17 protein-coding genes are annotated in these 19991 nt (G+C 45.8%); 12 read left to right on the top strand and 5 right to left on the bottom strand.

Annotated elements, in window-relative coordinates; all coding sequences use genetic code 11:
- Positions 1-112: 112 nt before the first annotated feature.
- From DP923_RS10820 to DP923_RS10805, 4 genes are all read left to right on the top strand, one after another.
- Positions 113-1672 (top strand): acyl-CoA carboxylase subunit beta, encoded by a 1560-nt coding sequence (locus DP923_RS10820; RefSeq protein WP_112305870.1) that lies wholly within the window; start codon positions 113-115, stop codon positions 1670-1672.
- 112 nt (positions 1673-1784) lie between these two features.
- Positions 1785-2855, top strand: coding sequence for a M42 family metallopeptidase (locus tag DP923_RS10815; protein WP_112305869.1), 1071 nt, complete (start codon positions 1785-1787; stop codon positions 2853-2855).
- A 277-nt stretch (positions 2856-3132) separates the two neighbouring features.
- Complete coding sequence (locus DP923_RS10810) at positions 3133-3948, top strand: ABC transporter substrate-binding protein (RefSeq protein WP_239021010.1); 816 nt, start codon at positions 3133-3135, stop codon at positions 3946-3948.
- 262 nt (positions 3949-4210) lie between these two features.
- Entirely contained in the window at positions 4211-4564 is a 354-nt protein-coding gene (locus DP923_RS10805; RefSeq protein WP_112305868.1) for a hypothetical protein, read from the top strand.
- An 81-nt stretch (positions 4565-4645) separates the two neighbouring features.
- Here DP923_RS10805 and DP923_RS10800 read toward each other — a convergent pair whose 3' ends face one another.
- Both DP923_RS10800 and aroB read right to left on the bottom strand, forming a co-directional pair.
- On the bottom strand, positions 4646-5875 hold the full coding sequence (locus DP923_RS10800) for a 3-phosphoshikimate 1-carboxyvinyltransferase (RefSeq protein ID WP_112305867.1): 1230 nt from the start codon (positions 5873-5875) through the stop codon (positions 4646-4648).
- On the bottom strand, positions 5872-6906 hold the full coding sequence (gene aroB / locus DP923_RS10795) for a 3-dehydroquinate synthase (RefSeq protein WP_112305866.1): 1035 nt from the start codon (positions 6904-6906) through the stop codon (positions 5872-5874). The genes DP923_RS10800 and aroB overlap by 4 nt, the downstream gene beginning before the upstream one ends.
- Before the next feature lie 239 nt (positions 6907-7145).
- Here aroB and DP923_RS10790 point away from each other — a divergent pair, with 239 nt between their 5' ends.
- Entirely contained in the window at positions 7146-9827 is a 2682-nt protein-coding gene (locus DP923_RS10790) for a cation-translocating P-type ATPase (RefSeq protein WP_112305865.1), read from the top strand.
- Positions 9828-9872: 45 nt separating this feature from the next.
- On the opposite strand, the gene DP923_RS10785 is transcribed toward DP923_RS10790, so the two are convergent.
- Positions 9873-10964: a bifunctional 3-deoxy-7-phosphoheptulonate synthase/chorismate mutase type II gene (locus tag DP923_RS10785; protein WP_112305864.1), complete on the bottom strand. Its 1092-nt coding sequence runs from the start codon at positions 10962-10964 to the stop codon at positions 9873-9875.
- Positions 10965-11112: 148 nt separating this feature from the next.
- Between DP923_RS10785 and DP923_RS10780 the strand changes: the two genes are divergently transcribed.
- Positions 11113-12300 (top strand): proline dehydrogenase family protein, encoded by a 1188-nt coding sequence (locus DP923_RS10780; RefSeq protein WP_112305863.1) that lies wholly within the window; start codon positions 11113-11115, stop codon positions 12298-12300.
- Positions 12301-12451: 151 nt separating this feature from the next.
- On the opposite strand, the gene DP923_RS10775 is transcribed toward DP923_RS10780, so the two are convergent.
- On the bottom strand, positions 12452-12652 hold the full coding sequence (locus DP923_RS10775; RefSeq protein ID WP_112305862.1) for a hypothetical protein: 201 nt from the start codon (positions 12650-12652) through the stop codon (positions 12452-12454).
- 140 nt (positions 12653-12792) lie between these two features.
- Between DP923_RS10775 and DP923_RS10770 the strand changes: the two genes are divergently transcribed.
- The 5 genes from DP923_RS10770 (at position 12793) to DP923_RS10750 (ending at position 16771) form a co-directional block, all read left to right on the top strand.
- The gene (locus DP923_RS10770; RefSeq protein ID WP_112305861.1) at positions 12793-13365 is read left to right on the top strand and encodes an RNA polymerase sigma factor; all 573 of its coding nucleotides are present in this window, start codon (positions 12793-12795) and stop codon (positions 13363-13365) included.
- A gap of 51 nt (positions 13366-13416) precedes the next feature.
- Positions 13417-14511: a S1 family peptidase gene (locus DP923_RS10765; protein WP_112305860.1), complete on the top strand. Its 1095-nt coding sequence runs from the start codon at positions 13417-13419 to the stop codon at positions 14509-14511.
- 320 nt (positions 14512-14831) lie between these two features.
- Complete coding sequence (locus tag DP923_RS10760) at positions 14832-15362, top strand: hypothetical protein (protein ID WP_112305859.1); 531 nt, start codon at positions 14832-14834, stop codon at positions 15360-15362.
- 346 nt (positions 15363-15708) lie between these two features.
- On the top strand, positions 15709-16140 hold the full coding sequence (locus DP923_RS10755) for a response regulator (protein WP_112305858.1): 432 nt from the start codon (positions 15709-15711) through the stop codon (positions 16138-16140).
- A gap of 46 nt (positions 16141-16186) precedes the next feature.
- Positions 16187-16771 (top strand): DUF4142 domain-containing protein, encoded by a 585-nt coding sequence (locus DP923_RS10750; protein WP_112305857.1) that lies wholly within the window; start codon positions 16187-16189, stop codon positions 16769-16771.
- A gap of 55 nt (positions 16772-16826) precedes the next feature.
- Here DP923_RS10750 and DP923_RS10745 read toward each other — a convergent pair whose 3' ends face one another.
- Positions 16827-17384, bottom strand: a complete 558-nt coding sequence (locus DP923_RS10745; RefSeq protein WP_112305856.1) for an arylesterase — start codon at positions 17382-17384, stop codon at positions 16827-16829.
- Positions 17385-17853: 469 nt separating this feature from the next.
- Between DP923_RS10745 and DP923_RS10740 the strand changes: the two genes are divergently transcribed.
- Positions 17854-19929 (top strand): carboxy terminal-processing peptidase, encoded by a 2076-nt coding sequence (locus DP923_RS10740; protein ID WP_239021009.1) that lies wholly within the window; start codon positions 17854-17856, stop codon positions 19927-19929.
- The last annotated feature ends 62 nt before the right edge of the window (positions 19930-19991 follow it).

Below are 19991 nucleotides of genomic sequence, written 5' to 3'. Positions count from 1 at the left end.
AGTATAACTTCTATTCAAAAAAACAGCTAACTATACTTTAAATCGGAGCAGAGTTTATAAATTTGGGATTGAATTGTTTATAGCAACTGAAGTATAAAAATACACACTATACATGGCAGGAGAAATCAGACAGAGCCAGAAAGAAATACTGGAGCGCAAAAATGCAGAAGCCTTACTGGGCGGCGGCGAAGACCGTATTGCAGCCCAACATAAAAAAGGGAAACTGACCGCACGCGAACGCATTCATTTGCTGATGGACGAAAACTCATTTGAGGAAATCGGCAAGTTCGTGATGCATCGCTCAAAAGACTTTGGTCTGGACAAACAGTATTTCCTGGGCGATGGCGTAGTAACCGGTTACGGCACCATCAATGGCCGGATGGTTTATGTTTTCTCTCAGGATTTCACGGTTTTGGGTGGCTCACTTTCCGAGACTCATGCCGAGAAGATCGTAAAGATCATGGAGCTTGCCATGAAAAACGGTGCACCGGTTATCGGCCTGAATGATTCAGGTGGAGCCCGTATTCAGGAAGGCGTGGTATCGTTGGGCGGTTACGCTGATATTTTCTACCGTAATACACTGGCTTCCGGCGTAATCCCACAGATTTCCGCTATCATGGGGCCATGCGCGGGTGGTGCAGTTTACTCTCCGGCTATTACAGACTTTATCATGATGGTGGAAGATACCTCGTATATGTTTGTGACCGGCCCGAACGTAGTAAAAACTGTAACACACGAAAACGTAACCTCTGAAGAACTGGGCGGTGCCAGCACACACAGCACTAAAAGCGGCGTTACCCACTTCTCTTGCGCCAACGAGGTAGAGTGTATCACTTACATTAAAAAACTGCTTAGCTACATTCCGCAGAACTGCGAAGAGCTTCCGGTTTCGCTTCCTTATGAATCATCAGGCGATGAAACACGGCCTGTACTGGATACCATCATCCCTGAGAACCCTAACCAGCCATACGATATCCGCGAGGTTATTGAGGGCATCATTGATACCGATACTTTCTTTGAAGTACACAAGAATTTTGGAGATAACATTGTAGTAGGTTTTGCCCGTTTAGGAGGCCGCAGCATTGGTATAGTTGGCAACCAGCCTGCTGTATTGGCCGGCGTACTGGATATCAATGCCAGTACAAAAGCAGCCCGTTTTGTGCGTTTCTGCGATTGCTTTAATATTCCGTTGCTGGTGCTGGAAGATGTTCCGGGCTTCCTGCCGGGCACTGACCAGGAATGGCGCGGTATTATCACTAACGGCGCTAAACTGCTGTATGCCTTCTGCGAGGCGACTGTTCCGCGCATTACGGTTATTACGCGTAAAGCCTATGGTGGCGCCTACGATGTAATGAACTCCAAGCACATTGGTGCCGACATGAACTATGCCTGGCCAACTGCCGAGATTGCCGTAATGGGTGCGCAGGGTGCAGCCGAAATTATCTTTAAGCGTGAAATTGCTGAAGCCGAAGACCCTGCTGCGAAACTGGCCGAAAAAGTACAGGAATACAAAGAGAAATTTGCAACGCCTTACCGCGCAGCGCACCGTGGTTTTATAGACGAAGTAATTACGCCTTCCGAAACCAGAGCCAAGCTGATAAAAGCCTTTAAGATGCTGGAAAACAAAGCTGTTACACTGCCTCGCAAAAAGCACGGTAATATTCCGCTGTAATTTAATTAGAAATTAAAAATTAGAAATTAGAAAAGGAGCGTATAAATAGGCTTTCCAGATTTGGTTTATATAATTTTTAATTTCTAAATTTTAATTTCTAATTACTCCAAGCATGAGACAAGAATCTTTTGATTTTCTAAATAAATACCTCAACAATTCCTCTCCTACCGGCTTTGAGGCGGAAGGTCAGAAACTGTGGCTGGAATACATTAAACCTTACATCGACGAGTATTTTGTAGATACGTATGGCACCGTAGTCGGCGTCATTAACCCGGAAGCAAAGTATAAAGTAGTGATTGAGGGGCACGCAGATGAGATTTCGTGGTTTGTAAATTACATTACGCCGGAAGGTTACATTTATTTAAAGCGAAACGGTGGTTCTGATGCGCTCATCGCGCCCTCAAAACGTGTTAACATTTATACTTCAAAAGGAATTGTAAAAGCTGTTTTTGGGTGGCCGGCCATACACGTACGCAAAGTAGAGCAGGATAAAGCGCCAACCATCGAAACCGTTTTCCTGGATTGCGGTGCGAAAAACCGCGAAGAAGTGGAAGAAATGGGCATTCACGTAGGTTGCGTGGCTACTTTCGAAGATGAATTTACCGTTATGAACGACCGCTATTATGTTGGGCGTGCATTAGATAACCGCATTGGTGGTTTTATGATTGCGGAAGTGGCGCGTTTACTACAGGAGCGTAAACATAAACTGCCCTTTGGTTTATACATTGTAAACTCGGTGCAGGAAGAAATTGGCCTGCGTGGCGCTGAAATGATTGCACACCGCATTAACCCGGATGTAGCCATTATCACCGACGTTACCCACGATACGCAGTCGCCGATGTATGATAAGAAAACAAGCGGCGATATCCATTGTGGCAAAGGCCCTGTTATTGCTTATGGCCCTGCGGTTCAGAACAACGTCCGCGATCTGATCATCAATACCGCCAAAGAAAAAGAAATACCGTTCCAGCGTGCGGCAGTTTCGCGTGCAACCGGCACCGATACCGATGCATTTGCTTACTCCGGTTCCGGTGTAGCCTCTGCCCTGATTTCGCTTCCGCTAAAGTACATGCACACTACCGTAGAAACCGTGCACAAAGACGACGTGGAAAATGTGATCAAGCTGATCTACGAAACCATCCTGAAGATTGAAGATAACCAGGATTTCCGTTACCTGAAGTAAGGTTTATACTTTTGAATACAAAACCTCACAGCGTTTTTTTAACCTGTGAGGTTTTGTGTTTTAAATGAAGTATGTATAAGATATTATCACGTACTGATAGCCTAACCCGCCGTTGTTGGTGTTTTCACCGACAACTATACTTTACCCTGTAGTGCTTGCTGGTGAAAACACGCAGCAAGGGCAGCCCAAATACTTATATTTTAAAATGCTAAACAGCTTCAAAATATAAGTAAGCTATTATGAAGTATAAGTAGCTTTTATTCAGAACCAATGCAGTATGTCTAACCTTCCGAAAGTGGATTTTACCGACCAGATGGGCCACCAGCTTACGTTGCCATACTTGCCGCAGCGTATTATTTCGCTGGTGCCTTCCCAAACCGAATTACTTTTTGAACTGGGTTTAGGCGACCGCATTGTGGGCGTTACCAAATTCTGCATCCACCCGAAAAAACAGACCAAACAAAAAGTAAAAATTGGCGGTACCAAGAATTTCCATTTCGATAAAATTGAGCAGCTACAGCCCGACCTGATCATCGGCAACAAGGAAGAAAATTACAAAGAAGGCATAGAAGCGTTGCAGGCAAAGTATAAAGTATGGATGAGCGATATTTATACTTTGAAAGATGCCTACGAAATGATGGAACAGGTTGGCCGGTTAACCGGTACGAGCCCCAAAGCGCAGCAACTAATCCAAAGTATAAAATCGGGTTTCGACACACTCCAAACTGCAAACCCTCCTATCCGGGCTGCATACTTTATCTGGCGAGATCCTTATATGGCCGTTGGCAGCCACAACATAATCGACCATTTGCTGGCACGTTGTGGTTTTACAAACGCTTTCTCAGACTTACAGCGCTACCCTGAAATTAGCCCGGAGCAACTTGCTGCTGCAAATCCGAAGCTTATACTTTTATCTTCGGAGCCTTACCCATTTAAGGAAAAACATATCGCCGAGTTTCAAGAGATTTGTCCGGATGCGCTGATAAAAATTGTGGACGGCGAAATGTTTAGCTGGTACGGTAGCCGGTTACAGTATGCGCCGGCTTATCTGAATGATTTGCTAACAGAAATAAAAGCGGAGTTGAAAGTATAAAGCCTAACATTTATACTTTAGAGGAATGAGAAACCGGCTTGAAGTATAAAATAATTGGTTCGGTTTTCTAAAGAATACTAAACAATCCTTAAAAATTCCCAAATCACTATATAGTATTTCCCATATTGGGATGATTTGATACCTGGCACACATACAAAACCGCTTTAAATGTATTTTAAAGCGGTTTTTGATTTTCTGGCACGTGGTTGGGAATAAGGTTTAGCACACAGACACAAACCAAGACCTAAAACTAAACCACGATATGAACCAGATCCTTACTTTCGTAGCTGCCCTTGCCCTGATCTTATCTGTAAACACTGCTTCTGCTGGAAGCAACACTAACAAAGCCGTAGCGCTTTTAAACAAGCAGGTAGACCGCGCCCTGATCAGCGAACTGAAGTTAAACGAGATGGAATACATCAAGTTAAAGGATCTGAACAAAAGCTACCAGCAGGAAGTAGCCGCCCTAAAGGCAACTTGTGCCGGCAACGCGGAACTGACCGAGTCAAAGCTGGAAGAAGTAAACACCCGTTTCCAGGCAGAACTTACCAAAGTGCTTTCTACTACCCAGATCAACAGCCTTAACCAGTACGGCACCATCGCCCTGAGCAAATAACACCAACACACCCCTATACAAACAGGCCGCTTCCCCATTAAGGAAAGCGGCCTGTTTTGGTTTTATACTTGCCGCTGAATTCTAAGCATCAAATATTAAATCGAAACCAGCTTTTTCAAGGTCTTTCCAGAACGATGGATAAGATTTTCGCACAACTTCAGGCTCCTGTATCGTGACGGGCTGCAGCAAGGCGAGCGGCGCAAAAGCCATTGCCATCCGGTGGTCCTGGTACGTTCTGAAAGTTAACTCTTTGCTGGTTAGAATGCCTGGTTCCATCCTGAAAACGCCCGGTGTAATTTCTTCGAGGGAGGTATTCATACTTAACACTTCGATCTGGAGGGCCTGAATGCGATCGGTTTCTTTGATGCGCAGACTTTCCAGGCCTGTCATTTCGAGGGTTACGCCCAGGCCCGCACAAAGCGCTACAATAGTTTGAGCAAGATCAGGACAATCCGAAAAATCGAAGGCTACTTTTTTTTCCTGATGCTCTTTTATGAGACGGATTCCGTTGGGTACAAACTCCGTATAAACACCAAGCCGGCTCATGATTTCTACAATAGCGTTATCTCCCTGCAACGAGCCTTCTTTCAGGCCGAGCAAGGTAATATCAGCTTCGCGTGCCAGTGCCACCATGCTATACCAATAACTCGCCGCCGACCAATCCGATTCAACAGAAAAAACTACCGGTTTATACTTTTGCGCAGGTACCCGGATGATATTCTCTGTAAAATCTGCAGTTACGCCGAATTGTTGCATCAGTGCCAAGGTCATTTCAATGTAGGGCCGTGAGCTTATTTTTCCATCCAGTTCCAGTTCCAGGCCGGTAGGCAGCAAAGGCCCGATCATTAATAAAGCGGAAATATACTGGCTGCTGATGTCGCTGCGTACTTTCAGTTTGCCGTTGCCGTTGCTTGTAAAACCGTTTAGTTTAAGTGGCGGATAACCATCTTCTTTCAGGTAATCTATACTTGCGCCCAACTCACGGAGCGCTTCTACCAACACTTTAATGGGCCGCTGGCACATGCGCTCGGTGCCGGTCAAAGTTTTTTTCTGGCCGGTAATGGCGTAATAAGCCGTCAGGAAACGCATCACGGTACCTGCATCTTCGGCATCTATAGTCTCGTCAGCACTTTTGAGGAGTTTTTGTAGCAGTTGTGTATCGTTTGCCTCCGATAAGTTATGAATCTCCGCTTCCTCACCCGAAAGTGCAGCTATGATAAGGGCCCGGTTCGCTTCGCTTTTGGAGGCTGGCAACTGTATACTTCCTTTCAGGATGCCGGTAGGGTGTGTAATCGTAACATTTTTGCTCATAGTAAATTATAGTATCGGAGCGAAGCTTCTATTTCTGGTAAGGTAACGGGCTGGTCATAAACGGCTTTGCCAATGCCCTGCAACAACGTACAGTTAATGGTGGCGTTCGTATTTTTTTTATCCTGAAGGGCGAGTTGCACGATGGGTTTCAGGTCATCAAAAGCAAGATTCACCTTATCATACACCGAAAAAATAAACACCTCAATTTTAGACAGCTCCTCTTCGGTCAGCAATCCTTTTTCTTTTGAAAGCCAGCCTTCGCACAGCATCCCAACGGCTACTGCTTCGCCGTGCAACACTTCGCTGCCGGGTTTAGCTAACAGGTAGCTTTCTACGGCGTGACCTACGGTATGCCCGAAATTCAGCACTTTGCGGTAGCCGCCTTCGAGTGGGTCAGCGCTTACCACTTCAGATTTTATGGTAACCGATTGCCGGATCAACTGTTCCCAGTTTTCTGTAAATAACCCGACAAAACGCTGTTGTTCAAAGGTGGCTGCATCCGCAATCAGCCAGTGTTTTATAATTTCAGCGTAACCGGATTTTAGCTCGCGCTGCGGTAATGTCTTCAGAAAATCAGGGTTAATAAAAACGGCTTGGGGCTCTTTGTAAACGCCAAGGTGGTTTTTCAACCCATGAAAATCTATACCCGTTTTGCCGCCTACACTGGCATCTACCTGCGCTAAAAGTGTAGTGGGTACCTGCACAAAGTATAAACCGCGCTTAAAAACGGCTGCACAAAAACCTCCCATATCGCCAATTACGCCGCCGCCCAGGTTTACCAGCACCGACCAGCGGTCAAGGTTCAGGTCTGTCATCTGCTGCCAGATAGTTTCGCAGGTTGCCAGGGTTTTATGTGCTTCGCCGCTTTTTATCTGGATGAGATGATGCGCCGGCAAGTAGGGTTTTAACTGCGGATAACAGTGCAGCAGCGTATTTTCATCTAGAAGTATGGCTATTTTGCTGAACGCACGATTCTTTAAAAAATCAGCCAGCTGGGGCAGAATATTGGTTCCGATGTATAGTGGGTTCATGTGCTGCGTTTTGTATCGATCCTGTTTAGGGGCAAGCCAATATATACTGAGCTGTAAAAAGTATGAGTTGCTTTGCCGGCAGTAAACAAAGATACACTTTGGGAGGCCGTGCAACAAAAGAAACCTTGTAGTAAGGCCAAAGTATACTTTACTTCCGAAAAGCAGATAAATTAAAGACTAACGCTTACTTTGCAGCCAATACCAACCACCAGCAAAGTATAAACAACTATTCATACTCCATGGAAAACTGGCACACGCAGTCCGCAGAAGCGACCAAAGAAAGTTTAGGTTCCGGTAACAACGGACTCAGCAGTTCGGAGGCACAAAAAAGACTGGCTATTTACGGCCACAACGAGTTACTGGACCGCGGCGGCAAAAACCCTTTGCGCATGCTGTGGGAGCAGTTCACGCAAACCATGGTGCTAATCCTGATTGCAGCGGCTGTTATCTCTGCTTTTTTGGGTAAAGACCTGGAAACGATCGCTATTATGGCTATTGTGGTGCTGTTTGGTGTGCTGGGTTTTGTGCAGGAATACCGCGCAGAAAAAGCGATGGCTGCCCTTAAACGAATGGTGGTGCCTACCGTCAGGGCCAGGCGCAATGGCAGTGTGCAGGAAGTATCGGCCCGCGATTTAGTGCCGGGAGATATCGTGTTACTGGAGGCTGGCAATGTGGTACCGGCGGATATGCGTGTACTCGAAAGCGCCAACCTGCGGGTACAGGAAGCCGCCCTTACCGGAGAATCAGAAGCCATTGAAAAGCAAACCGCTGCCCTATCCAAACCCGACATGCCCATCGGCGACCGCACCAATATGGTATACTTAGGTACCAATGTGGCACATGGCCGTGGCGTGGCGCTGGTAGTGGGCACAGGTATGCAAACCGAACTTGGCAAAATCGCGGACCTGCTGCAGGAAGTGGAGACCAAACAAACGCCGCTGCAACAAAAGCTCGACCAACTCGGAAAACTCCTAGCTATACTTGGTTTTGTGGCAGCTGCCATGATGTTGATCCTGGGTGTTCTGACAGGCGAACCTTTGGAAGACATGTTCCTGACGGCAGTGAGTCTGGCGGTGGCGGTTGTGCCGGAGGGGCTTCCGGCGGTTGTTACCATTACACTGGCCATTGGTGCCCAACGCATGCTCACGCGCCATGCCCTGATGCGCAAACTTCCTGCCGTTGAAACATTGGGTTCTGTTACCATCATTTGCTCCGATAAAACCGGCACGCTCACAGAAAACCGGATGACCGTTACAACCGTCAACCTGCAGGATGAAGTGATCGAATTTACACCTGGGGAAAGTATAAATGCCCCTCAGAAAGCGAATCTAGCACTTGCCATTGGCATGTTGTGCAACGATAGCCTGCTCTCTACAAACAGCGACGGCGAGCCGGATATAATCGGGGACCCTACCGAAGGCGCACTTTTGATAGCTGCGAACCGGGCTGGCATGCAAAAAGAAAAACTGGAAGAACTGTTGCCACGCGTGCACGAACAACCCTTCGACTCTACCCGCAAGCGCATGACCACAGTGCACAAAGTAACTGCTGCTTTTCCGTCTGATGCGCTACAGTTTACCCCTCAAGCCTCATACTTTGCCTGCACCAAAGGCGCTGTTGATAGCCTCCTGAAAATAGCTGACAAAGTATGGATAAACGGGCAAACTGAACCTTTGTCTGAGGAGTGGCACGAGCAGCTGCTGCAAACAAATAATCAGCTTGCCCAGAAAGGTATGCGTGTATTGGGCCTTGCTTTCCGGGAGTTGCAGGAGCCTGCCAACCATGGTAATAGTATAGAAGATAAACTCACGTTTGCAGGCATGGTAGGTATTATTGATCCGCCGCGCGCTGCTGTTAAATCTGCTGTTGCTACCTGCCGTACAGCGGGCATCCGTCCGATCATGATTACCGGCGATCATCCGCTGACCGCGGCTGCCATTGCCCACGAACTCCGCATCACCGAAAACCCCGAAGCACTCACAGGCGAAATGCTCAACAACTTATCAGAAGCCGAACTGGAAGAAGTTGTTTCGCGTGTTTCGATCTACGCCCGCGTATCGCCGGAAGATAAGTTGCGGATTGTGGAAATGCTCCAGAAAAAGGGAGATATTGTAGCTATGACGGGTGATGGCGTAAACGATTCTCCTGCGCTCAAAACAGCAAATATTGGTGTAGCCATGGGCATTACCGGAACCGATGTAGCCAAAGAAGCATCCGATATGGTATTGCTGGATGATAACTTTGCCACCATCGTAGCTGCCGTGGAAGAAGGCCGCGTGATTTATGATAACCTTATAAGGTTCGTGAAATTTTCGTTGGGAGGAAATTTGGGTAAAGTGCTGGTGATGCTTTGTACGCCACTGCTCGGGATGCCTATTGCCTTAACGCCCCTGCAATTGCTCTGGCTAAACCTGCTAACGGATGGCTTGATGGGATTAGGCCTGGGCACCGAACCACCTGAGGCAGATACCATGAACCGAGCGCCACGCTCCCCGGACAGCGCGTTGCTCTCCAAAAAAGACATTGCCTATATTTCCTGGTCTGGTGTGTTGATTGCCATTATTACGCTGGGGATGGGCATTTTATACTTTGACCCAACTAACCCGGAAGATTTGCGCTGGCAAACGATGATCTTTGCAACCTTAGGTTTTGCGCAGATCGGAAATGCCTTTGGCCTGAGAGCGTATGGGTACACACCTTTCTCGTTCCGCTCAAACCCGTTGTTTATACTGATGGCTGTACTTACATTTGGGTTGCAGTTAGCGGCCATTTATGCGCCGTTCCTGGATAAATTTTTCGGGTTACCAGCACTTACGTTGTCGGAGCTTGCCTTATCGATGGGGGCGGGTGTGGTAACCATGTTAGCGGTGATGCTCGAAACACGTTTCTACAAGAAAAAGAAAGCAACTAACCATAACTAAAGTATAAATGAAAAAGAGAAGCCTTAATTAGCTTCTCTTTTTCATTTATACTTCTTTCTTCATCACTTCGGTTTGTATCCGGATAGATTCCACGTGGATCAGTTTATAAAGTTCTTCTACAAAAGCTGCTTTTATACCTGCATCCTGTGCCCAATCGGCCCGTGTTTTAAAGATCTCTTTCCATCGCTCCAGTTGTAATACCTGCACGTTGTTTTGCTTTTTGTATACCCCTATCTGCTCTACCAGCGCCATGCGTTTTGCAAGTGCGGCAATCAGGTCGTGGTCAGCGCTATCTATTTGCAACCGCAGCTTTTCGGCTAAGTTTACGAGCTCGGCATCATCATAATTTGTTTTGCGCACCTGCAGTTTACCAAGTATACTTCCGAATGTATCTGGTGTAATCTGTTGGGCGGCATCGCTCAGTGCCAGGTCTGGTGTCGGGTGTGTTTCGATCATCACGCCATCAAAACCAAGGTCAAGCGCCTTCTGCGACACCGGAAAAATCAATTCCCTGGAACCTGTAATATGGCTGGGATCAACAATAATGGGCAAACCCGGGTACAGTGCTTTTAACTCGATGGGTATTTGCCAGACAGGCGTATTTCTGTATTTTGATTTCTGATAAGAAGAAAAACCACGGTGGATGGCAGCCAGGTCTTTAATGCCAGCCTGGTAAATACGCTCTATGGCCCCGATCCAGAGTGCCAGGTCCGGGTTTACCGGATTTTTTATCATCACGGGCACCTGCACGCCCTGCATCGCATCAGCTATTTCCTGCACAGCAAACGGATTTACGGTGGTGCGTGCCCCTATCCAGAGTACATCAATGCCATACTTTAGCGCTTCTTCTACGTGCCTGCCTGTGGCTACTTCGGTGGTTACGGGTATGCCGGTTTCATCTTTTACACGGCGCAGCCAGCCTAACCCCACAGTACCAACTCCCTCAAAACTGTTTGGCCGCGAACGGGGTTTCCAGATGCCTGCCCGGAACAAATGGATGTTGTGTTTTTTCAGCGCAACTGCCGTTTGCATAACCTGTTCTTCTGTTTCGGCGCTGCATGGCCCCGCAATTAGCAGTGGTTTGCCCTGAGTTGCCTGTAACTTTGTAAAATAGGTATCCTGATCTGTAAACTTCATCTGAAATAATCTTTTGCCAACTATACTTTAAGCTGCAAATAGCAGGCTTTATTAATTTATGTTAAGGTATGGACAAATAACAATACTGCTTTGGTGGTTGTTAACTTAGCCTGATACATTATCTTTGCCAGCTCAAAGTTACACGTACATGGAGCCCAGAACAAACGTTTCTTTCGACGACACTGCCGTCGCTTTTTCATCTAAATCAAACGCTGAATTATACAAGATGTATTGGCTGTTTAAGTCCATGAACAGCAACACTTTCGTAAAAATTGGCGGAGGCTTGCTTAATACAGCTATAAACCTGCATTTGCCGGTAAAGTTTATTGTAAAGCCAACCATCTTCAGCCACTTTTGCGGTGGCGAAACCATCACAGAATCCGAGCGCGCCATACAGGAGTTAGGCAAGTATAACATCGGAACCATCCTTGATTATTCGGTGGAAGGCGAAGGCAGCGAAGCAAGTTATAACGCTACCCGCGACGAATTGCTGCGCACTGTAGAAAAAGCCCGTGGCAATAAAAATATTCCGTTTTCGGTATTTAAAGTAACCGGACTGGTTGATATTAAGCTCCTAGAGAAAGTACAGGACCGCAAAGAACTGAGCGCCGACGAGCGGGCAGCTTTTGAGCGTGGCCGCGACCGTGTGAACGCGATCTGCAAACGTTGCTACGAAGCCAATGTGCGCGTTTTTGTGGATGCTGAAGAAAGCTGGATCCAGGAAACGATCGATAACCTGACCTACGAAATGATGGAACTCTATAATAAGGAGAAAGCCATTGTTTACAATACCTACCAACTGTACCGCCACGACCGGCTGGATGCCATTAAACGCGATTATGATAATGCTGTAAAGGGTGGTTACTACCTGGGTGGCAAACTGGTGCGTGGTGCTTACATGGAAAAAGAGCGCAAGCGTGCTTCCGAGCAAGGCTACCAGGATCCGATCAACTTATCTAAAAAAGCTTCGGATGAATTGTTTGATAATGCCGTTCGCTATTGCGTGGAACATATAGACCGTATTGCCATTTGCGCCGGTACGCACAACGAAAACAGCTGCTACCACCTGATGGAGCTGATGAAGCAACACAATATTGCGCCCGGCGATGAGCGTGTATACTTTGCACAGCTCTTTGGCATGAGCGATAACTTATCATATAACCTGGCAAATGCGGGCTATAATGCCGCCAAGTATGTGCCATACGGCCCGGTAGAAGCCGTAATGCCCTACCTGCTGCGCCGTGCCAACGAAAACACGGCCATCGCCGGACAAAGCAGCCGCGAGCTTACCCTGATCCAAAGAGAAGTGGAAAGACGCAAAGCAGCCAGAAAATAATTTATACTTTGCAGTTGCCATATTTTAAACCTGGCAACTGCAAAGTATAAACATGGTTTATGCAAAAAGTAAGAGGGCCCCGGTGTTATACCGGGGCCCTCTCATGTGTTTTTAGAACTATAAGTTAAATCCTGTAGTTCTGAAGCGACAATTACTGTACAGTTACAGTAGAATCTGTAGTAGTAGTTGTAGTTGCAGAATCAACCATAGTTTCGTCCATTGGAGTTTCTTCTACAGTAGTTTCAGTTTCAGTTGTAGTAGCTTCAGTTTCAGTAGCAGCTGGCTCAGAGTTGCAAGCAGAGAAAGTAACAAGAGCGAAAGCAACTAGAGCGAATTTAGAAAGATTTTTCATTTTTGTGTTTGTGATTAAGTTTCTGATTTTGGTGGTTTATACCCGAACCGGAAAAAGGTAACCCGCCTTTTTAAAAATTTAAAAAATATTTTTTCGTTGGGTTACAAAATGCAGTAAATCGTATTAAAAAGCAGAGTGGAATGAAGAAGAGTTTGTACGAGACAGATGAGGAGATCATAGCCGGAATCCGGAATGGTGAGGAGCATGCGCTTTCTTTTCTGTACAAGCTCCATTTTCCGATGATCTCGTTCTTTATTTTAAACAACAGCGGAAGCCACGATGAAGCCAAAGATGTGTACCAGGAAGGCATCATCGTTTTTTATGAAAAGATAAAAGACAACAGCCTCGAACTTAGCTGCCAGATAAAGACATATTTATACTCGGTGTGCAGAAGGCTGTGGCTGAAAAAGCTTGCTGAAAAAGGACGATACGCCAGCCGGATAGAAGATTCAGAAGATTTTTTGCCGGTACTGGAAGATACAGAAGCGCACGACGAACAGGAAAACCAGTTTGATGCCATGGCCTCGGCGATGGAAGAAATAGGAGAACCCTGCCGCACCTTGCTCGAAGACTTCTACATCCGCTTACAGAACATGCAGGACATTACCGAAAAGTTTGGCTACACCAATACCGATACAGCCAAAAACCAGAAGTATAAATGCCTGCAACGCCTGAAAAAGATTTTTTTTACTGCCTATAAGCCCATTGCCTAGGTACTGCTATTTATAATCTTAGACTTAAAGTAAAGTCGGGAGAAACCAGAAATGTTAGAATATCGCGCTTACGAGCAAATAGAACGCTACCTAAATAACAATATGCCTTCAGAGGAACGTGCTTCTTTTGAGGCGTTGCTGCGTACCGACCTCCGGCTTGCCGGCCAGGTGCAGGAGCACAAGCAACTGCTGCAGGCCATGCAGCAATATGGCAAACGAAGCGCACTTAAAGCACAGCTGGATACGATCCACACAAGTATGGATGTGGCAACTGTGCGCGAATCTGCCAGTGTTATTCCGATGTGGAAAACCTACCTGAAGCGCCATACCCGCACCATGGCTGTAGCTGCCAGTGTTTCCATGCTATCGGTTTTCGGTACACTCTGGACGGTACAGCAATTAAAGAAACCTGTACAGCAGCAAACTGCCCGTTATATTGAGTTAAGAAGAGAAGTTGAGCTACTTAAAAAAGCGCAGACTGCTTTACTGAACGATATCACAGACGCTACAAAACCAGCACCGCGCCCTGCTGCATTCAGCGGAACAGGTTTTGCCATTAGTGCAGAGGGTTACCTGGTTACCAGCTCGCATGTGGTAGAAAACGCCGACTCTATCCTGATCGAAAATAAAGCAGGTGCCAAGTATAAAGCACGCGAAGTATACCGCGACGAAACAAGTGATTTGTCTATACTGAAAGTAGAAGATGTTTCTTTTTCGGGCTTTGGCAAGTTACCTTATACTTTTAAAAAGTCGGAAGCAGATCTGGGAGAATCAGTTTATACACTGGGTTTCCCACGCGAAGATGTTGTGTTTGGCGAAGGCTCGCTTAGCTCCTCTTCCGGTTTCGAAGGCGATACGACTGCTTACCAGATCTCGATTCCGTTAAACCCGGGTAACAGCGGTGGTCCTTTACTGGATGAGCGCGGTAATTTGATCGGGGTTATCAGCGGCAAGCAGGCCGGCCAGGAAGGAGCAGCATTCGCCATCAAATCTGCTTACCTGCTCCAGATGATAAACGAGATACCGCCTTCTGCTACGCCAACACCACTGGCCTTACCTAAAAAGAATCTGCTGGCCGGCGCATCCAGGCCTCAGCAACTCAAGAAATTACAGGATTTCATTTTTATAGTTAAAGTATATAATTAACGAAACAGCCTCCCTGACCCAGAGGCTGCTTTGTTTTACTCCACAAGTAAAATTTATACTTTCCCAGCTGCTCGCTGCCCTTCTTGTTTTCGCAGTTCCTCTTAAAGCTTATACTTTTCAGCTTTTAGAACTTGCCTGTCTGGCAAAATTCAGGTTTGATCCGGCAGGTTATAAGCCTTGGTTGTTGCAGGATAGTTATACCAGCTTGTCTGCAGCTGCCGTAACCATGTAGGTTTATTCGCGTTAGTATAATCCAACATGCCAGCATGTAAAGCGGTGTGTAATTAAACTAACAACCAATATCTATAACGCTTAAAACTATGACAAACAACACAGATAACGCAGGAATGATGACCGCCATGTTCAAGGACAGAGAAAGTGCTGAGCTTGCTTACACTGAACTTCGTGCACGTGGTTATGACAAAGATGATATTAACGTAGTAATGTCTGATGAAGGACGTAAGCGTCACTTTGGTGATGATACCGAAGATACTGAATTAGGCAATAAATCATTGGAAGGCGCCGGAGCTGGTTCTGCTATTGGTGGTACACTTGGTGCCATTATCGGTGCAGTGGCTGCCATTGGTACTTCTATCGCCATCCCTGGACTTGGCCTTATAGTAGCAGGTCCGTTAGCGGCAGGTTTAGCAGGAGCTGGTGCCGGCGGACTTACAGGTGGCCTGATCGGTGCACTGGTAGGTGCTGGTATTCCGGAAGAAAGAGCTAAGATTTACGAATCTGGTATTAAAGAAGGTAACATCGTAGTTGGTTTCAGACCGCACAGTGCCGAAGATGCCCGTTATTTCGAGCAGCATTTCCAGAGCAACAGAGGCGAGCATATCTATTATTAAGCTTCCGCTCTTATTTAATTTTAAATGCCCGGTCATCTTTAGATGGCCGGGCATTTTTACTACCTGAAAATCTGTGCAAAAACCACCTTCATTATAAAATAATATATAAATATTTGCATACTTAGGCACAATAACTTGAAGTTGTGAAAAAAATAGTTAAACTTGAGAATATAACTTTAGCATTTAAGATAGTCTGAAAAGTAAAAAACTTATAAATTTTAATAATTGAATTACGTTTTTAAAAATTATTGAGATTTTTAGTGCAATTTTTCAGGCATATTGCTTTTTTTAAATTTGAGCTATTTAAATTTGCACCCCCAAGCAGCTTATGTTATAGAAACAGAACATGCACAGCGTAAATCATATCCTTATTATTGATGACGATCAAATCAACAATTTATTTTCTCAGATTATTCTGGAAGATGCAAATGCCAGTGCACTGGTTTCTGTATGCACCAGCGTACCTGAGGCCTTAGATTTTTTGAAAGAAATAACACAATCAAAAGACGCTGCTTTTCCTGATCTGATCTTGCTCGATATCAGTATGCCCACCCTGGATGGATTTGATTTTCTGGACCAATACTACGAACTAGGGTACCCGCAGCAGCATAAAACGCTTATCTCCATGTTCACTTCTTCAGAAGAACAGGAACATACAGAGCGTGCTAAAAAGTATGATGTAGTGGTTGGGTTTATACGCAAACCGCTCTCGATGCCTACCTTGCTTTCTATTCTGGATAAGCAATCTATCTCCTTCTCAGCAAACAATTTGCGCTAGTTTCGTATGGTTAGGTATAAGTTTTTGTACCAACTAACACGTCACTATGAAAAGAGTCTTAACAGCAAGCCTGGTTTTTACCAGCTTCATCTGGTTTTCAGCCTGCGATTCGGGCACTACAAACGAACAGGAAACCACCACCTCAACTGAAACCTCCGAAACAACGGCATCAGATACTACCCTAACCGACAACAGCCGGGAGTTGATGGCTTTTGCAGCACGCAATAACATGCTTCAGGTTGAGTTGGGCAAACTGGCTACCGAAAAAGGTATGACCGATGATGTAAAACAACAGGGCCAGCAACTTATGACCTGGTACGAAGCCAAGCAAAAAGAACTGGCACAACTGGCCCGGGAACATAACATTACCCTGCCGCAACAACCCGAAGAAGCGGAAAGAAAAGACCTGGACGAGCTGCGCAATACCAAACCTGCCGAGTTTGACCGCACCTACTGGAAAACAGTGGCTAACATGCAGGATAATGCGTTAGACAAGTATGATTCGAATCTGAAGGATGTAACGGAAGCCAATACCCATCCCTTTAATTTGTGGGCCCGCAGTACCATGAAAGAACTGCAGGCACAACGCGATAAAACAGCGGCACTCCGTACGCAACTAAAAATGGATTAACCTGCTTTACCAAATAGCTTTAAAGTATAAACTATTGCTTTTTTATACTTTAAAGCTATTTGCTTAATAACCCCTCCAGCACTTTCCAGGTATGCTCTGCCAGTAATTTCTGGCCGGCGGCATTAGGGTGTATGCCATCCTGAAGATTTAAATGGCGCATGCCGGCCACGCCTTCAAGCAAAAAAGGAATAAACGAAATATTATTCTTGAGTGCCAGTTCCCTGAAAAGTTTCCGGAATTCGGCTGCATAACGGCCGGGCACAATATCCGGTATTTCGAGGCCCGAAAGTATGATTTTTACCTCCGGGTGTTGCCGCTTTACTTTATCCAGGATCGTTTGCAGGTTTATACTTGTCTCGCGGGTAGGTATGCCGCGCAGGCCGTCGTTTGCCCCCAATGCCAGCACAAAAATATCGATTGGCTCGTGCAGCCAGCGCTCGATGCGGTAAACGCCTCCGGCAGTTGTATCGCCGCTCAGGCCTGCATTTATAACTTTATACGAATATTGCTTTTCTTTTAAGCGCTCTTCTATTAAAGCAGGATATGCCTGCGAGGTTGGCAATCCGTAGCCTGCCGTTAAACTATCGCCAAAAAAAAGGATGGTTTTGCTCATGTTGCAGAAGTGTGAGTATGTCTAGTTGTTAAACTTTAAAACACGGAAAGAGTTATTCCATTTTTTTACTCCTGCGTTCAAAAGTATACTTTCTGAATAACTGTTAATCCACTCTACATTACTAAGCCAGGTTAAGTTACCAGGGATAAGCGAGGTAAAAAACATCTGCCTGCTTTGCCTGTTGTGAGATAGGCTTGTCTGTTTTAAAGGCCGGTTACAAACTTGCGGAAACGATTAAGCCCTGCTTGCAGTTATAAGATAACACCCATACGCAGATCTGCTGTTGCAAACCATAGTGCAGGCAAGCGGCAATTTCAGCGTATTGATATTTGGAAGCTTTTGTATTACATTACAAAATATTGCATTGTATGCCTGCTTCTGCACAATCTACGGCACCACTTTTGCGTATTACCTTTAGTTCAACTTACTTAATTAGATGCTATCATTGACAACCCGATTTAAAATAATATTGTCAGTTCTTGCAGTAATTCTGCTGACCGGCTCTTTTATACTTTATACGAAAAAAACGGATCCGGCCGGTAAAAATGAGATCCTGCTGAAGGCGCTGATGCAAGGCCTGAACACGGGCCATTATCAACCCGAAAAAATAGACGATTCGTTTTCTAAAAAGGTATTTAAATTATACCTCGAGCGCTTAGACTATAATAAAAAGTTTTTACTGGCAACAGATGTGGAGCAACTCCGCAAGTATGAAACCGCTGTAGACGACCAACTGCGCGCAGGTTCTTACGAGCTTTTTGATGTGGCTTCCGCTATTATGGAGCAGCGCTTAAAAGAATCTGAAGCGTATTACAAAGAGATTCTTGCCCAACCATTTGATTTCACGAAAGAAGAAACCATCGAACTGGATGGCGAAAAACTGGCTTTCGCGAAAGATAAAGAAGCCCTGAAAGAAGCCTGGCGCAAGCAGCTGAAGTACCAGACATTGGTGCGTTTGGCGGATATGCAGGAAGAGCAGGAAAAAGCACTAGCCAAAGATCCGAAAGCTGCTAAGAAAACGCCTGAGGCACTGGAGAAAGAAGCACGCGATAAAGTAAAGAAAACCTACGAAGACCTTTACAACAGGCTCTCCAAAATTAACCGCGAAGACCGCCGCGCCATCTACATCAACTCCATTGCGAATGTTTACGACCCGCACACAGGTTATTTTCCGCCTAAAGCCAAATCTGATTTCGATATAGAATTTACAGGAAAGCTGGAAGGTATTGGTGCCTCGTTGCAGGAAAAAGATGGCCAGATCAAAGTAATGGAAATCGTGCCGGGTAGCCCATCTTACTTACAAGGCGACCTGAAACCAGGCGACGCAATTCAGAAAGTAGCACAAGGCCCCGGCGAACCGGTTTTGATCGAAGGCATGCGCATTGATGATGCGATACAATTGATCCGTGGCAAGAAAGGAACAGAAGTACGCCTGACCGTTAAAAAGCTGGATGGCTCAACTAAAGTTATTCCGATTATCCGCGACCTGATCGTGTTTGAAGAAACCTACGCGCAATCAGCCATCATCGACGATAAACAGAAGATCGGGTATATTAAACTGCCTGGTTTTTATGCTGATTTCGAGAACAGGAATGGGCGTTTCAGCGGTGCCGATGTAAAAAAAGAAGTTGAAAAACTGAAAGCTGCCGGCATGAAAGGCCTGGTACTTGACCTGCGTAACAACGGGGGGGGTTCTTTAGGCGATGCCGTAGAAATGGCAGGTCTGTTTATTGAGCAGGGCCCGATTGTACAGGTAAAAACGGCATCTGGCAAAGCTGTGGTGTTAGACGACCGCGATCCGCAGGTACAGTATGCCGGCCCGCTGGTTATACTTGTAAACTCTAACAGCGCTTCAGCTTCCGAAATTCTGGCAGCTGCCATGCAGGATTACAAACGTGCCGTGATTATGGGAACGCCAACTTTCGGAAAAGGTACGGTGCAGCAGTTCTTTGAACTCGACGAAGCCCTGCCTTCTCAGTTTGATGCCTATAAACCATTTGGTGCACTTAAATTAACAACTCAGAAGTTTTACCGCATCAACGGTGGCACCACCCAGTTAAGAGGCGTTGTACCGGATGTTATACTTCCGGACACCTACAGTTTCTTGGATTTTGGCGAAAAAGAGCAGGAATACCCGCTTCCGTTTGATGAAATAGCACCGGCAAAGTATAAGCCATGGGCTAACAGCAAACTGAACATTGCGCAGATCCAGAAAAACAGCCAGACCAGAATTGCTCAGAACAAGAGTTTCGATTTGATAAAAGAAAGCGGACAACGCCTGAAAAAGCAATCTGATAATACGGTTCGCTCGCTGCAGTTAAGCAAGTTTATTGCGGAGCAAAAGCAAAACGAGCAGGAAGCAAAACGTTTCGAAGCAGCTCAGAAAGAAGTACCTGTTCTGAAAGTTTCTCGTCTGCCAGGCGATCTGCAAGCCTTAGGAGCTGATACAGCGAAAGTGGCCCGCAACAAAGAATTCTTAAAATCGCTGCAAAAAGATATTTACTTAGAAGAAGCAGTTGCCGTGATCGAAAAAGGAATGAACTAATACGATAAAACACAAATTTTTTAAGGCTGTCATGATTTTCATGGCAGCCTTTCTTTTTATAC

Origin of the sequence: Pontibacter arcticus, from assembly GCF_003284895.1 — a bacterium.
GTDB lineage: Bacteria > Bacteroidota > Bacteroidia > Cytophagales > Hymenobacteraceae > Pontibacter > Pontibacter arcticus.
The sequence above is the reverse complement of the archived record's forward strand: the minus strand, read 5'-3'. Positions and strand labels throughout refer to the sequence as shown.

Excerpts from the sequence above, each read along its gene's own strand:
- DP923_RS10760 (WP_112305859.1), top strand. The coding sequence starts at position 14,832 with ATGACAAACAACACAGATAACGCAGGAATGATGACCGCCATGTTCAAG.
- DP923_RS10780 (WP_112305863.1), top strand. The coding sequence starts at position 11,113 with ATGGAGCCCAGAACAAACGTTTCTTTCGACGACACTGCCGTCGCTTTT.
- DP923_RS10775 (WP_112305862.1), bottom strand. The coding sequence starts at position 12,652 with ATGAAAAATCTTTCTAAATTCGCTCTAGTTGCTTTCGCTCTTGTTACT.
- DP923_RS10785 (WP_112305864.1), bottom strand. The coding sequence starts at position 10,964 with ATGAAGTTTACAGATCAGGATACCTATTTTACAAAGTTACAGGCAACT.
- DP923_RS10745 (WP_112305856.1), bottom strand. The coding sequence starts at position 17,384 with ATGAGCAAAACCATCCTTTTTTTTGGCGATAGTTTAACGGCAGGCTAC.
- DP923_RS10805 (WP_112305868.1), top strand. The coding sequence starts at position 4,211 with ATGAACCAGATCCTTACTTTCGTAGCTGCCCTTGCCCTGATCTTATCT.
- DP923_RS10765 (WP_112305860.1), top strand. The coding sequence starts at position 13,417 with ATGTTAGAATATCGCGCTTACGAGCAAATAGAACGCTACCTAAATAAC.
- DP923_RS10755 (WP_112305858.1), top strand. The coding sequence starts at position 15,709 with ATGCACAGCGTAAATCATATCCTTATTATTGATGACGATCAAATCAAC.
- DP923_RS10790 (WP_112305865.1), top strand. The coding sequence starts at position 7,146 with ATGGAAAACTGGCACACGCAGTCCGCAGAAGCGACCAAAGAAAGTTTA.
- DP923_RS10815 (WP_112305869.1), top strand. The coding sequence starts at position 1,785 with ATGAGACAAGAATCTTTTGATTTTCTAAATAAATACCTCAACAATTCC.
- DP923_RS10750 (WP_112305857.1), top strand. The coding sequence starts at position 16,187 with ATGAAAAGAGTCTTAACAGCAAGCCTGGTTTTTACCAGCTTCATCTGG.
- DP923_RS10820 (WP_112305870.1), top strand. The coding sequence starts at position 113 with ATGGCAGGAGAAATCAGACAGAGCCAGAAAGAAATACTGGAGCGCAAA.
- DP923_RS10770 (WP_112305861.1), top strand. The coding sequence starts at position 12,793 with ATGAAGAAGAGTTTGTACGAGACAGATGAGGAGATCATAGCCGGAATC.
- aroB (WP_112305866.1), bottom strand. The coding sequence starts at position 6,906 with ATGAACCCACTATACATCGGAACCAATATTCTGCCCCAGCTGGCTGAT.
- DP923_RS10800 (WP_112305867.1), bottom strand. The coding sequence starts at position 5,875 with ATGAGCAAAAATGTTACGATTACACACCCTACCGGCATCCTGAAAGGA.
- DP923_RS10810 (WP_239021010.1), top strand. The coding sequence starts at position 3,133 with ATGTCTAACCTTCCGAAAGTGGATTTTACCGACCAGATGGGCCACCAG.